Consider the following 13,108-nt stretch of genomic DNA (forward strand, 5'->3'; position numbering starts at 1 on the left):
ATCGACCCCGCCGAGACCCGCGAGGTGCTCATCCGCTCCCTGGAGATGCTCCGCAGCAAGCACGCCGACCTGCCCGCCCGCAAACACGGCAACCCACCGCAATGAGCCACCCGCCCAAGGAGCCCCCGTGCCCCCGTCCACACCGCCCGAGCCCCTCTTCCGCATCGTCCGCGGCACGGCCGACGCCGCCGAACTGGCGGCGCTGACCGCCGTCCTGATGGCCCGGGCCACCCAGGCGCCGCCGCCCCCGGCGCCCGCCGGACCGGTGACCGCCTGGCGCCGCCGCGCCTACCGCCCGCCCGGCAGCTGGCAGCGGGCCGCCTGACCCGACGGCCCGCCCGCGGGCACCGGTTCGCGCACCCCTGCCCGTACCGCCCTCACCCCGAGGAACGGTGCCGGTGCTGCCCCCGGCTGCTGTGCGCGTGCCGGGCCGCGGGCTGCGGAGCGGCGGCGAGGTCCAGTTGGCGTACGAACTGGTGGAAGCAGAGCAGCACGGTCAGCGGCGGCAGGCCCGCGACGGCGATGCCCGCCGGCGAGGGGTGGACGTGGGCGATGCACAGCAGCATGGCGACGACGGCGAAGAAGATGACGACGGCCCAGGAGTGCAGGGTGCGGCGGCGGTGGACACGGGCGCGCAGGATGGACAGCGTGGCGACCACCCAGGGGCCGTAGATCAGCAGCGGCCACAGCACCGCGATGTCCGCCGGGGCGACGCCGTCCGCGATGGAGCGCAGGGGCGGGTAGGACGCCACGGCGCCCAGCGCGGAGACGGAGATCGCGATCACCGCCGTCAGCAGCACCGAGGAGGCGCTGAGCAGCCGCCGCCAGGACCAGCCCGCGGACCCGGTGGCGGCGGGCGCGCGCGGGCCGGGCGCCCGCACCTCGGCGTCCCGCGGGCCGGGGATGCCCGGTCCGGCGGGGCGGTGGACGTCCTCGGCGGGCGGGTACCCGGCTTCGGCGGGACCGTATATGGCCTCGGCGGACGGGAAGACGGCCTCGACGGGGCCGTACACGGCCTCCGCGGAGGGGAACCCGGGCTCGGCGACGCCGTACACCGCCTCGGCCGGCGGGAAACCGGGGTCCGGGCCGTCGGCCACGGCGGGCTGCTCGGCCGTGTCCCACAGTTCCGCCATTTCGGGGCCGAGTTCCTGCAGGACGGCGGCGTCCCACCCGTCGCCGGCCACCTCCTGGCCCAGGGGCTGGTCGTGCGGGAACCGCACGTCGGCACCACCGGGGTAGGGGATGGCCTCGTCCGTGCTCTGGCGTGGCAGCCGGTGCCGGCCGGTACCGGGAGGCACGGGGACCCGCGGGATGTCGTTCACAACAGCTCTCACTGGGATCGGTGGTGGCCGGTGGGGAAGGGGCCGGCCGACGCGCCGCCCGCGGGGGGCGGCGGGCGCCGGAGGTGCCGTTACCGGTCGTCGTCGCTGCCGTCGAGGGTGGCCAGCAGCTGTTCCAGCAGGTCGCCGGTGTACTCCAGCCGGACGCGCTGCCCGGGGCGGAGCAGGTGGACGTCGGGCCGGACGCCGGGCGTGGCCAGCGGCACCGTCGCGCGCAGCTGCCAGGCGCCGAGCTGACGGGTGGGGGAAATGCTCGTCTCGGTCATACGTCGTCAACGAACAGGGAACAGAGCGGGTGACTGCGGCATACGGGCGAATCAGAATTAAGATAACTAATTCCTCATAACGGTGCTTCGGTGGCGAACCGGAAGCAGCCGCACCGGCACGAGTCGACCAGATACCGCCCCGTCCGGCCGCCCCATCGGGCCGTCACCGGCACATGCGCCGCTGACCAGCGCCAACACCATAAACGGAGAGTTACGGACATACCACCAGGAACCCCGGCGACTCCGGCGTGTTGTCCGGCCCGTTCGCCGGCACACCGACTTCGGCGTACGCACAGATGGACAGCACCACAAGTTTCCTTCACCGCAGTTGAAACGCGTCAGGTGCCGGGCTACTGTTCCTACGCCGTGCCTCAACCGTGCCGTACGTTCGCACCGCCGGGCTTGACACAGCGTTGACACCGGCGGTACGGGCGCAGCCGCACGACCGCCGGACCCCCGGCCGAGGTCTCCCCCACCGGCCGGCCCCTACCGGACCACGCGTACCGGCGAGGGGCCGCGCAACTGCGCCACCCTTGCACCGGAGCGGTTTGTCAGCAGCGGGCGAAAGGAAGAGCGACGACCATGGAGTTCGGCGTCCTGGGGCCGGCCGGGCCCCGCGCGCGCCCGGAAGTCACCAAGTGGCGTCCGTCATCGCCCCGTTCGCCCCACCGGAACCGCCGGGTCCGCCCGGCCCGCCCGGTCCGCCGACAGGACATCCGGCTCCCCGGCGGGAACCGGTGCGTCCGCATGTGCCCGCAGGACCCGTGCGGTGTGCTCGTCCAGCGGGAAGAACAGCTCGATCGCCAGCTCCGAGAGGGTGACGTCGGCCGGCGCGCCGAAAGTGGCGACGGTGCTGAACAGGGCCAGCTCGCCGTGCGGGGTGCAAAATCGTATCGGCACCACCGCTTCGCGCGGGACGTGTTCCTGCGGCGGGGCCGGCGCCTCGCTCGCGGGCACCTCGTAAGCGCTCACCTCGTCGTACAGCGCGCGCAGTTGGGGATCACCGGTGGCGTGGACCTGTCGCAGCAGTCCGCCGAGGATGTACGCGCGCGCCTCGCCGAAGCCGATCGCGTGCGCCGGAAGCCCCTCGGGGTGCAGGGCCAGTCGCATCACGTTCGGCTCGGACGCCACCAGTTCCGGCGGGGCCACGCCGAGCAGGACGTCCATCCCCCGATTGGCGCGCACCACGTTCCACAGCCGGTCGACGACGACCGCCGGGTACGGTTCGTGTCCGCGCAGCAGCATCTCCACCGCCGCGCGCGCCGAGCGCATCCCCTCACCGTCCAAGGGCCGTTCCTGGTACACCGGTGCGTAACCGGCCGCCAGCAGCAGGCTGTTGCGCTCGCGCAGCGGTACGTCCAGATGGTGGGCCAGGCGCAGCACCATCTGCCGGCTGGGGCGGGCCCGCCCGGTCTCCACGCAGGACAGGTGCCGTGTCGAGGTGTCCGCACGCAGGGCCAGTTCGAGCTGGCTGAGCTTGCGCCGCAGCCGCCATTCGCGCAGCAGCAGCCCGGCCCGCGGCTGTTGGTCGGCTCCCATACGGCCGACCCTACCGAGGCCCTTGCAGACCGGCCATGACCCCCGGAGTCACACGGGCCGGCACCGCGGCCGGCGAACGCCCGCACCGGGCACACCCGGACGCGCCGGACAAGCACGCCCGGACGTCCGCCACGACGCTCACGAATTGGGTGACTTCGCATTACGCATATTCATCCGCCCGCCATCGGAACGCCACATGAACGGCGCCCGGGAGGTACCGGTCCGCGGCATCCCGTACGGCATTGGAGGGGCCCGTACGACAGCTGCCGTCAGCGTGCGGGAGAAATCAGAAAACACCCGGGACAACATTATTGACACCCTGTCGAACGGCCTTTACATGATCTTTCTGAGCGACCCGTCCGGATGACCTCTGTGCTACCCTTTTCCACGCTGCCCGGTAATGGCTAGTTCGCTTTCCTTGGCATTCCAGGACGCCCGGCCCGACGTAGCAGCTCCACCATGCATATCAAGGGGGATGATTGTGCAGCGGATCGTTTTCACGCCGGAAAGCCTTGCGAAGTTACGGCTGGCTCCCCGTCCCGAGCAGTTCCGGGAGACCCTGTTCGCCCTGGGGATGCTGAGCACCGGCAGCGGCGGCGCCCCCTTCAACGCCTGGCGAAGACGGGTGGGCGCCTGGGCCGGGGCCGGCGGGATCGTCGGACTGGCCCGCACGGTCCGGACCTTCCCCGACCTTTACCGGGTCGCCGAAAAAGCCTCCGCGGAGGACGCCGCCGCGCGGGCCGCCACCGCGACGGTGCCCGCCGATTTCAAACCGCGGCTGCTGAAGGACCTGGAGGCATTTCACCGGGTCGCGGTGGCCCCCTACTGGTCACGGATAACCAGTCATCTGGAGGCGGACCGCAATGTCCGCGGGCAGATCACGCTGAGCGGCGGCATCGACCAATTGCTCGGCACCCTGCACCCGGCCATCCGCTGGGAACCGCCGGTCCTCGAAGTCCCCGGCGAGGGCGAGGACATCAAACTGGAGGACACCGGACTGCTCCTCGCGCCGGCCTTCTTCCTCTTCGCCCGCGCCCCCGTGCTCATCGAGCAGCGGAGCGGGCTGCCGCCCCTGCTGTCGTATCCGATTCCGGTCAAGCAGGACTGGAGCGACGACCCGCAGGGCGGGAGCGCCGGCAGCGACCAGGCGCTGCGCGCGCTCGTCGGCCGGACCCGCGCCGCGGTGCTCCAGACGCTGACCCTGACCTGCACGACGACCCAGGTCGGCGAGCGGGTGGGGATCTCCACCGCCGCCGCCAGCCAGCACACCGCCGTGCTGCGCGCCGCCGGGCTGATCAGCACCCTGCGCACCCTGAACAAGGTCCAGCACACCCTCACCCCCCTCGGCGGGGCGCTGCTGCGGGGCGAAATGTCCTGATCCGCGCCTGGCGTGAAAGGGCCCGGAGGCTAGCATTCCGGGCCCATATCGGGGGTGAAGGTTACTGCACCCTCCCACTACTGCCAGCATCATGGTGTTTACGGACCGCCGCATTGTAGTTTTGGTCCGTGGGGCCGGCAGGGCGCCACGCGCCGACGAAGGCCGGGAGCCGGATTGTGCGGGTGAATCAGTAATGGGGGGATTCGAGGGTTGTCCTACTCCTTTTGAATCTCAGGAATACGCGGTCACGCTCGACAACGTGTCGAAGAGATATCTGGACGCGGAACCGGATCATTTCGCGTTGGACGATCTTTCGCTGGGGGTGCAGAAGGGGCGGTTCTGCGCCGTGATGGGGACTCCCCGGTCCGGGAAGACCACCCTCCTGCAATGCATGGCCGGTGTCGTCCGCCCGTCCTCCGGGACCGTCCGCTGGGGCCCCGCGGAGGCCGGCTCGATCGGCGTGGTCCGCACCGACGACCTGCCGCGGCCCGCCACCAGCGTCCGTGACTTCGTCTCCGCGCGGCCGGACGGCCCGGAGCGCAGCGACCGCGAGGTGCGCGACGCCTGCCGGCTCGCCCGGCTGTGGCCGCGGCGGCGCGACGTACGGGAACTGACCACGGTCCAGCTGAAGAAGGCCACCCTGGCCCGGGCGCTCGCCGATTCCCCGCGTCTCCTGCTGGTGGACGAACCCGCCGGTGCGACGGGGGACGGGTATTCCCGGGTCCTCGGGGACATCGTGCGCCGGGCCGTACGGACCCTCGACGTCACGGCGGTCATGGCGACGGACGACCCGCTCGCCGCCTCCCGCGCGGACAGCGTCGTCTTCCTGCGGGACGGCCGCCTCGTGGACGCGGTGGCGAAGGCGTCGGTCGACGAGATCACCGACTGTCTGCAATGCCTCGAAGCGCTCTGAAGTGCCGCGCCGTGCGCCGGAGTCGGGTCCCGGCGCGCGGCGCCGTACCAGCGTTCTGAGGGGCGGAACGGGCTGCGGAGAACCGCGGCGGCGGTCAGCCGCCGATCGCGCCCGCCAAGGCCGTGCGCGCCGGCACCGGCTCGTGGTCCGAGCGGATCGGGTAGAAGAGCATCGGCCCGGGGCGCAGCGGGGTCTGCCGGATGAGCACGGTGATCCCGGGCGACAGGAAGAAGGACGGGGCGATGGTCAGGCCCACCCGGTCCAGGCTCAGGTCCCCGCCGCGGCCGGGCACTTCGAGGCCGGCGGCGGACCAGGACACCTTCGGGTGCAGACTGCCCAGCAGTCCGTCGGCGCCCTGCTCGCGGAGCACGGTCATCCGGGCCGCGCGGTCCCGCTCCAGACTCCTGGCGATCTGGTCCCAGTAGGGCGCCACACAGGCGTGGTAGAAGTGCTGGAGCGCTTCGGTGACCCGGTTCGGGCGGGTGCCGGCCGGCGCCCCTTCGCCCCAGTGGGCGCGCTGCACCATGCCGTCGATGTCGGGGAACGGGCGGATGACCTTGGCCAGTTCGGTCAGGCGCCGGGCCGGCGGCCGGTGGCCGACCGCCCGCCGCCACCGCGCGACGTCCGGTCCCCCGCCACCGGAGGCGAGCAGCTCCAGGGCGAAGAGGGATTCCCTGATGCGGTCGGCCTCGGGCAGGATCCGGGTTCTGCGGAGGCTGTCGGTGGTGAACTGAAGGTGCGGCACGGGTCCCCCATGAACTCGGTCAGCGCCGGCGCCGCGGTCCCGCGGGTGAGGGGTGAGGGGGTGCGGGAACCGGGGCCGGTGCTGTGCTGCCAGTGCGTCGAGATCCTGCTGTGGACGACCTCAACAGGAACGACGGTACGCGGCGGCCCGGTGGGCAGCAGTAGAGCTCGTGCCCGTTCACTGGTGCAGTTCTCTGCACCATGCGGAACGCTCCGCGGCCCGGCGGCGCCTCCTCGCCCAACGGTGCGGGGAGGGCCGGCCGGCCCCGGTTCATGCGGTCGCGGACGGGGGGAACGCCGCCCTCAGATGGTGATGAGGACGTTGATGACCACGGCCACGGCGACGATGGCGGCCACCACCCAGGGCCACATCGGGCGCTCCTGGGACGGCTTCCAACCGGTGGACTCCGGCATGACTGCTCCTGACGCTGGTTCGTACGGTGATGAGGGACCGGGCCCCTCGGGCGACGGGGGACACCCAAGGGGCCCGGCTGTGGAGGCTTCGGTGGCACAGGCACACGGGCGTGCCGCCGCCGAGCCCGGCTCGATGGTTACTTGTAGTCGTCGCGGTTCAGACAGGTGTTGCGGAGGTCTTCGAGCAGCTCGTTCTGGTCGGCGAGGTAACCGACCACCGTCCGGCTCGAACCCTTCCCCTTGACTTCCGCGGCGCGCATTTTGCGAGCAGTTTCCTTGATGGCCGTACGGAGCTTCTCGTCCGACGCCTGTGCGGCCATGGAATCCAGTTCGTCGGCCCGTTCCCGGATCTGCTTCTTCGTCTTCTCCACGTCGTCCGGGAACGGATTGGTGAAGGTCTTGCCCACGATCCGCGCGCACAGTTCCACGCGGCCGGCGGTCTTGGCACTGACGTCCTGGCAGCCGGTGGCGCCCGCGGTCAGTGCCGCCGCGGTGAGGACCGCGGCCACCACGGCACCCGTCCGCGTACGGCGACCGCCGCCCCCGGCGCTCGGTTCCTTCGGTATCACCTGCGGCCTCCCTGTCGTGGTCCGGCGCTGGTGGCGGACCGTTCTGCGATGTCTCCATGCTGCGCCGCCGGACGCCGCCGCGCAGTGGGACAGGCTGCCCGATCGAGGTGCAGAGAACTGCACCAGGACGGGCGTGCCCACCGCCGGTCCGAGGGGGGGCCGCCGACGCCCGGAGGGGCCCGGCCAGGTGTATTTCGCGCCAGCTTAAAGACGTGGTGATCCGGGGTTCCAGGCCGCAGGCTGGGGACCGGCCCGGAATGCGCGGCCGGTGAAGTGACGGAGGAGAGGTCCCATGGGTTCACCGATGACTCTGGCGGCGAAATTGTGGGAAAGCCACGTGGTCGACTCGCCGCCCGGTGGACCGGATCTCCTGTACATCGACCTGCACCTGACCCACGAGGCGACCTCGCCGCAGGCGTTCGACGGCCTGCGGCTGGCCGGCCGGCCGGTCCGGCGGCCGGAGCTGACGCTGGCCCTGGAGGACCACAACGTACCGACCAGTCCGCTGAGCGTCGTGGACCCGGTCAGCCGTACGCAGTTGGAGACGCTGCGCCGCAACTGCGCGACCCACGGCATCGAGCTGTACTCCCTCGGGCACCGCCGGCAGGGCATCGTGCACGTCGTCGGGCCCGAACTCGGCCTCGTCCACCCCGGCATGACCGTGGTGTGCGGCGACAGCCACACCTCGACGCACGGCGCCTTCGGGGCGCTGGCCTTCGGCATCGGCACCAGCGACGTCGAGCACGTGCTCGCCACCCAGTGCCTGGAGCTGCCGCGTCCGAAGACCATGGCGGTGGAGTTCACCGGCGAGCTGCCCCCGGGGGTGGGCGCCAAGGACCTGGTGCTGGCCCTCATCGCGGAGATCGGCCCCAACGGCGCGCAGGGGCACATGGTGGAGTACCGCGGCGCGGCCGTCCGGGGCCTGTCGATGGAGTCCCGGATGACGCTGTGCAACATGAGCATCGAGGCGGGCGCGCGGGCCGGTCTGGTCGCGCCGGACGCGACGACGCTCGCCTACCTCAAGGACCGGCCGTACGCGCCGGACACCGCCCACTGGGAGGCGGCGGCCGCGCACTGGGCGACGCTGCGCAGCGACCCCGGCGCGCGCTTCGACCGGTCCGTGCGGATCGACGTCTCGTCGCTCACCCCGTGGGTGACGTGGGGCACCAACCCGGCCCAGGCGGCGCCCATCGCCGCCGAGGTGCCCGCCCCGGACGCCTTCGCCGACCCGCTGGACCGCGCGTCCGCACAGCGCGCCCTGCGCTACATGGACCTGGCCCCGGGCACACCGCTCCGCGACATCCCCATCGACGTCGTCTTCCTCGGCTCGTGCACCAACGGCCGGCTGGAGGACCTGCGGGCCGCGGCCGCCGTGCTCAAGGGCCGCAGCGTCGCCGACGGCACCCGGCTGCTCGTCGTGCCCGGCTCGATGGAGGTCCGCGCGGAGGCCGAGGCGGAAGGGCTGCACGAGGTCTTCCTGGCGTCCGGCGCCGAATGGCGCTCCCCCGGCTGCTCGATGTGCCTGGGCATGAACACCGACCGGCTGGTCGGTGCGGTGCGCAGCGCGTCCACGTCCAACCGCAACTACGAGGGCCGGCAGGGCGCCACCGCCCGCACCCACCTCGTCTCCCCGGAGGTGGCCGCCGCCACGGCGGTCACCGGCCGGCTCACCGCCCCCGCCGACCTGGCATGAGAGGTACCGCACCCGTGCACCCCTTCACCGAGCACACCGGCACCGCGGTGGCCGTGCGCCGCGACGACATCGACACCGACCAGATCCTGCCCGCGGAGTTCTGCAAGCGGGTCGTCAAGTCCGGTTACGCGGACGCCCTGTTCAAGCGCTGGCGGGAGCAGGGCGACTGCGTCATCGACCGGCCCGAGCACCGTGGCGCGACGATCCTGCTCGCGGGCAAGGACTTCGGCATCGGCAGCTCCCGCGAACACGCCGTCTGGGCGCTGCGGGACGGCGGGTTCCTGGCCGTGGCGGCCACCGGCTTCGGCGACATCTTCCGGCGCAACGCGCTGAACAACGGGCTGATCCCGGTCGACCTCCCGGCGCCGGTGGTCGAAGGGCTGATGGACCGGGTGGAGGCCGACCCCGGGTTCCGGCTCACCGTCGACCTGCGGGCCTGCCGGCTGCGCTGGGCGGACGGCGAGGCCGGCTTCGTGGTCGACGACCGGGCGCGCCGGATGCTGCTGGAGGGCAAGGACGCGATCGAACAGACCCTGCTGCGGCAGGACGCCATCGCCGCGTACGAGGCGCGCCGCGCCCCCTGGCTGCCGGCCGTCCCGCGCGGCGCGTTCGACAGCGTGTCCGCGGCGGGGGCCCGCTGATGGCCGCCGTCCAGCACCCGCGCGCGCTGCTCGGGGCCGCGCGGGTCCGCCAGTTGCCCGGTGGCGGCCTGGCCGGTCTGCTGCGCGACGGCGTCCCGGCCGGCACGGTGAACCTCGCGGTGGGCACCCCGGCGTTCCCCGACACCCCTCCCGAGCTGGTGGACGCGGCCTGTGCGGCGCTGCGCGCGGGCGTGCACCAGTACCAGGACCCGGCCGGGGTGCCGGCCCTGCGCGAGCGGATCGCCGCCGGGCTGCCGGCGGCTCCCGATCCGGACACCGAGGTGACGGTGACGGTGGGCGGCAGCGAGGGGCTGTGCGTGGCCCTGCTGGCGGCCGTCGATCCCGGTGACGAGGTGATCGTGCTGGAGCCGTGCTACGAGAACTTCCTCAGCGCCGTCGCGCTGGCCGGCGGCCGGGTGCGCCCGGTGCCGCTGCGCGCGCCGGACTGGCGCCTGGACCCGGCGGAGCTGGCCGCCGCCATGGGCCCCCGGACCCGCGCGATCATCATCAACAGTCCCGGCAACCCCACCGGGCAGCTGCTGGACCGCCAGGACCTCGCGGTGATCGCCGAGTTGTGCGAGCAGTGGGACGTCACCGTCGTCTCCGACGAGGTGTACGCGGACTACGTCTACGACGGGCGCCGGCACTGCTCGGTGGCCGAGGTGCCCGGTCTGGCCGAGCGCTCCGTCGTCGTGGGCAGCTTCTCCAAGAGCCATGCGATCAGCGGCTGGCGGCTGGGCTTCCTGCGGGCCCCGGCCCGGTGGACGGAGCTGCTGCGCCAGATCCACGTCGCCACGACGGCCGGCGCCCCCGCCGCCTTCCAGCACGCCGCGGCCGCCGTGGACCTGTTCGGACCCGGCCGGCAGCTCCGGTCGGCGGCCATGGCCACACGGCGCGACACCGCCGTGGCCATGCTGCGCGAGGCCGGCTTCCACTGCCCCGCGCCCGCCGGCGGCTGCTACGTCCTGGCGGGCATCGACGGCCTGACGGACGAGCCGAGCCCGGTCTTCGTCCGCACCCTGCTCCAGGAGTCCGGGGTGCTGCTGGCCCCCGCCACCCCCTTCTTCGCCGACCCGCGGCGCGGTGAGCGGCATGTGCGGGTGGCGTTCAACAGGCCGGCCGAGACCCTCGGCACCGCCCGGCGGCGCCTGCTCGCCCGTCCGCGCGCCGGCCTCCCGCACCGCATTCAGGAAGGTGAATGAACGTGACAAGCACGATGGATCTGGTGACCGGACCCCGGCACGGCGGCCTGGTGCTCGGCATCGAGGCCGGCTCCCCCGGCACCGCCCTGACGGAGCTGGGGGCGCGGCACGGCGCCCGCATCCGGGACGGCGTGATCGAGCACGGTGCCGCCCTGCTCAGCGGGTTCGGCTGGGCCGACTGGCCGGAGCTGGACGCCTTCGTCAACAGCGTCGTCGGCCGGGCGCTGGACTACACCGAGCGCTCGTCCCCGCGGACGGAGCTGCACCCCGGGGTGTTCACCGCCACCGACCACCCGCCGACCGAGGAGATCTTCCTCCACACCGAACAGTCCTACAACCTCAACGTCCCGCACCACCTGTTCTTCTTCTGCCGCCAGGGGGCGCCGGAAGGCGGGGCCAACACCCTCGCCGACTGCCGGGCCCTGTACGACGCGCTGCCGCGCCGGATCGCCGACCGCTTCGACGAGGAGGGCTATCTGCTGGTCCGCAACTTCCTCCCGGGGCTCGGCCTGTCGTGGCAGGACGCGTTCGGCACCGAGGACCGCGCACAGGTGCAGGCGTACTGCGACGCGAACGCCATCGAGGTCGAATGGGTCGACGAGGACCACCTGCGCACCAAGCAGCGGCGCTGGGCGGTGGCCACCCACCCGACGACCGGCCGGCGCTCCTGGTTCAACCACCTGACGTTCTTCCACGCCCGCACCCTGCGTGCCGAGGTGGGCGAGTTCCTGCTGGAGGAGTACGGGCCCTGGGGGATGCCGACCAACACCTTCCACGCCGACGGCTCGGAGATCCCCGACGACGTGGTGGCCACCCTCCAGCAGGCGTACCGCGACCACGCGATCGAGGTGACGGCCCGCACCGGCGAGGTGCTGATCGTGGACAACCTCAGTGTGGCACACGGCAGGCTGCCGTTCGTGCCGCCGCGTGAGCTGTTCGTGAGCATGTCGGACGCGCTGCCGTGGTCGCAGCTGCGCCCGGTGGAGCGGACCTCCGCCCCCCTGGGCGGAGTCACGGCGCCGGCCGGATGAGCAGCGGCGCGGACGGGGGCTCCGGGGCCGCGGGCGGCGCCCTGGAGCTGCCGGGCACCCCGGCCGGCGGGCCCGCCGACGGCGACGCGGCGCCTGCCGTGCCCGCCGGACGTACCGTCCCGGCACCCCGCCCGCTCTCCCGCAACCGGGAGTACAACCTGCTGTGGAGCGCCAACATGGTCTCCCAGCTGGGCGCCCAGGGCACCTTGATCGCCTACCCGATGCTGGTGCTGGCGCTGGGCGGCTCGGCCCTCCAGGCGTCGCTGGTGGAGTTCGCCATCGGGACGTCACGGGCGCTGGCGGCGGTGCCGGCCGGGGCCATGGCGGACCGCTGGAACCGCAAGAAGGTGCTGCTGGCGGCCGAACTCGGCCGGGCGGTGGCCCTCGGGCTGCTCGCCCTGACGGTCGCGCTCGGGCCGGGCAGCTTCGGGGCGATCCTTGCCGTGGCGGTGGTCGAGGGGGTGTGCACGGCGCTGTTCACCACCACCGACCAGGCGCTGCTGCCCGGCGTCGTGCCGCGCTCCCAGCTGGGTACGGCGGTGGCCCGCAACACCGCGCGCTACCACCTCGCCACGGTGGTCGGTCCGGGACTCGGCGGTCTCCTGTACGGGGTGCACCGGCTGCTGCCCTTCGTGGCCCAGTCGGCGGCCTCCCTGCTGTCCTTCGTCACGCTGCTGTTCCTGCGGATGCCGCGGCAGCCGTCCGGCGGACCGGAGCCCCGTGAGGGCATGTCGGGTGCGCTGCGCTCGGGCCTGCGGTGGCTGGCCGCCAACCGGCCGGTGCGCACCACGGTGCTGGTCGCCACCGCCTTCAACCTGGCCTTCAGCGGTCTGCTGCTGGTGGTCGTGGTGATGGCGCAGCAGGCCGGCCGCCCGGCCGGTGAGATCGGCGCGATCGGCGCGCTGCTGGGCGCCGGCGGGGTGGTGGGCGCAATTCTGGCGCCCCGGCTGCGCCACGTGCTGACGCCGTACACCGCCCTGATGCTGCTGACCTGGGGCGCGGCGGCGCTGGTGCCGCTGCTGGCGGTGCTGCCGCTGGGGTACGCGAGCGGGCTGGTGCTGGCCGGGGTCGCCCTGCTGGCCCCCACCGCCAGCGCGATCGTGACGACGTACCAGATGCTCATCACCCCGGACCGGATGCGCGGCCGGCTGGCCGGGGTGATCGGCATCTCCATGAGCGCCGCCTCGGCGCTGGGCCCGCTGTTCGGCGGCCTGCTGCTGGAGACGGCGGGCGGCACGGCCACCGTCCTGGTGTGCACGGCGGTGTTCGGGGCCCTCGCGCTGGTGGTGACCCTCGCGCCCACCGTACGGACGTTCCCGCGGCCGAAGGAGCTGGAAGGGGCCGGGTAGGCGGTACGGCCCGGCAGACGACGGCGGGG

General features: G+C 73.0%; 14 protein-coding genes. 9 read left to right on the forward strand and 5 right to left on the reverse strand.

Annotated features, from left to right (window positions below; all coding sequences use genetic code 11):
* The first annotated feature begins 127 nt into the window (after window positions 1–127).
* The gene (locus ACH4FX_RS20750; RefSeq protein WP_398480958.1) at window positions 128–325 is read left to right on the forward strand and encodes an acyl-CoA carboxylase subunit epsilon; all 198 of its coding nucleotides are present in this window, start codon (window positions 128–130) and stop codon (window positions 323–325) included.
* A 52-nt stretch (window positions 326–377) separates the two neighbouring features.
* Here the strand turns inward: ACH4FX_RS20750 and ACH4FX_RS20755 are convergent, their stop codons facing one another.
* From ACH4FX_RS20755 to ACH4FX_RS20765, 3 genes are all read right to left on the reverse strand, one after another.
* A complete protein-coding gene (locus ACH4FX_RS20755; protein ID WP_398480960.1) occupies window positions 378–1,322 on the reverse strand; it encodes a DUF2637 domain-containing protein in 945 nt (314 codons plus the stop codon).
* Between the two features lie 89 nt (window positions 1,323–1,411).
* Complete coding sequence (locus ACH4FX_RS20760; protein WP_398480961.1) at window positions 1,412–1,606, reverse strand: hypothetical protein; 195 nt, start codon at window positions 1,604–1,606, stop codon at window positions 1,412–1,414.
* A gap of 648 nt (window positions 1,607–2,254) precedes the next feature.
* Complete coding sequence (locus tag ACH4FX_RS20765) at window positions 2,255–3,145, reverse strand: helix-turn-helix domain-containing protein (protein ID WP_398480963.1); 891 nt, start codon at window positions 3,143–3,145, stop codon at window positions 2,255–2,257.
* Window positions 3,146–3,290: 145 nt separating this feature from the next.
* Here ACH4FX_RS20765 and ACH4FX_RS20770 point away from each other — a divergent pair, with 145 nt between their 5' ends.
* The 3 genes from ACH4FX_RS20770 (at window position 3,291) to ACH4FX_RS20780 (ending at window position 5,436) form a co-directional block, all read left to right on the forward strand.
* Entirely contained in the window at window positions 3,291–3,512 is a 222-nt protein-coding gene (locus ACH4FX_RS20770; protein ID WP_398480965.1) for a hypothetical protein, read from the forward strand.
* A 114-nt stretch (window positions 3,513–3,626) separates the two neighbouring features.
* Entirely contained in the window at window positions 3,627–4,523 is an 897-nt protein-coding gene (locus ACH4FX_RS20775; protein ID WP_398480966.1) for an ArsR family transcriptional regulator, read from the forward strand.
* Between the two features lie 259 nt (window positions 4,524–4,782).
* Complete coding sequence (locus ACH4FX_RS20780) at window positions 4,783–5,436, forward strand: ATP-binding cassette domain-containing protein (protein WP_398480968.1); 654 nt, start codon at window positions 4,783–4,785, stop codon at window positions 5,434–5,436.
* Window positions 5,437–5,530: 94 nt separating this feature from the next.
* On the opposite strand, the gene ACH4FX_RS20785 is transcribed toward ACH4FX_RS20780, so the two are convergent.
* Together ACH4FX_RS20785 and ACH4FX_RS20790 are read right to left on the reverse strand one after the other, a co-directional pair.
* Complete coding sequence (locus ACH4FX_RS20785) at window positions 5,531–6,181, reverse strand: hypothetical protein (protein ID WP_398480969.1); 651 nt, start codon at window positions 6,179–6,181, stop codon at window positions 5,531–5,533.
* A gap of 550 nt (window positions 6,182–6,731) precedes the next feature.
* Window positions 6,732–7,163: a hypothetical protein gene (locus ACH4FX_RS20790; protein ID WP_398480971.1), complete on the reverse strand. Its 432-nt coding sequence runs from the start codon at window positions 7,161–7,163 to the stop codon at window positions 6,732–6,734.
* A 292-nt stretch (window positions 7,164–7,455) separates the two neighbouring features.
* Between ACH4FX_RS20790 and leuC the strand changes: the two genes are divergently transcribed.
* Genes leuC through ACH4FX_RS20815 form a run of 5 tightly spaced genes read left to right on the forward strand, consistent with a single transcriptional unit; the run spans window position 7,456 to window position 13,079 of the window.
* Entirely contained in the window at window positions 7,456–8,856 is a 1,401-nt protein-coding gene (gene leuC / locus ACH4FX_RS20795) for a 3-isopropylmalate dehydratase large subunit (protein WP_398480973.1), read from the forward strand.
* Window positions 8,857–8,870: 14 nt separating this feature from the next.
* The gene (gene leuD, locus ACH4FX_RS20800; protein ID WP_398480975.1) at window positions 8,871–9,497 is read left to right on the forward strand and encodes a 3-isopropylmalate dehydratase small subunit; all 627 of its coding nucleotides are present in this window, start codon (window positions 8,871–8,873) and stop codon (window positions 9,495–9,497) included.
* A complete protein-coding gene (locus ACH4FX_RS20805; RefSeq protein ID WP_398480976.1) occupies window positions 9,497–10,699 on the forward strand; it encodes a pyridoxal phosphate-dependent aminotransferase in 1,203 nt (400 codons plus the stop codon). The genes leuD and ACH4FX_RS20805 overlap by 1 nt, the downstream gene beginning before the upstream one ends.
* Window positions 10,700–10,701: 2 nt before the next feature.
* Window positions 10,702–11,730: a TauD/TfdA family dioxygenase gene (locus ACH4FX_RS20810; protein ID WP_398480978.1), complete on the forward strand. Its 1,029-nt coding sequence runs from the start codon at window positions 10,702–10,704 to the stop codon at window positions 11,728–11,730.
* Complete coding sequence (locus ACH4FX_RS20815) at window positions 11,727–13,079, forward strand: MFS transporter (protein ID WP_398480980.1); 1,353 nt, start codon at window positions 11,727–11,729, stop codon at window positions 13,077–13,079. The genes ACH4FX_RS20810 and ACH4FX_RS20815 overlap by 4 nt, the downstream gene beginning before the upstream one ends.
* Window positions 13,080–13,108 lie beyond the last annotated feature (29 nt).

The organism is Streptomyces sp. NPDC018019, from assembly GCF_044327805.1.
Classification (GTDB): Bacteria; Actinomycetota; Actinomycetes; order Streptomycetales; family Streptomycetaceae; genus Streptomyces.

What these genes read in the sequence shown, in the direction of transcription:
- leuC (WP_398480973.1), top strand. Translation starts at nt 7,456, where the DNA reads ATGGGTTCACCGATGACTCTGGCGGCGAAATTGTGGGAAAGCCACGTG.
- ACH4FX_RS20765 (WP_398480963.1), bottom strand. Translation starts at nt 3,145, where the DNA reads ATGGGAGCCGACCAACAGCCGCGGGCCGGGCTGCTGCTGCGCGAATGG.
- ACH4FX_RS20760 (WP_398480961.1), bottom strand. Translation starts at nt 1,606, where the DNA reads ATGACCGAGACGAGCATTTCCCCCACCCGTCAGCTCGGCGCCTGGCAG.
- ACH4FX_RS20815 (WP_398480980.1), top strand. Translation starts at nt 11,727, where the DNA reads ATGAGCAGCGGCGCGGACGGGGGCTCCGGGGCCGCGGGCGGCGCCCTG.
- ACH4FX_RS20805 (WP_398480976.1), top strand. Translation starts at nt 9,497, where the DNA reads ATGGCCGCCGTCCAGCACCCGCGCGCGCTGCTCGGGGCCGCGCGGGTC.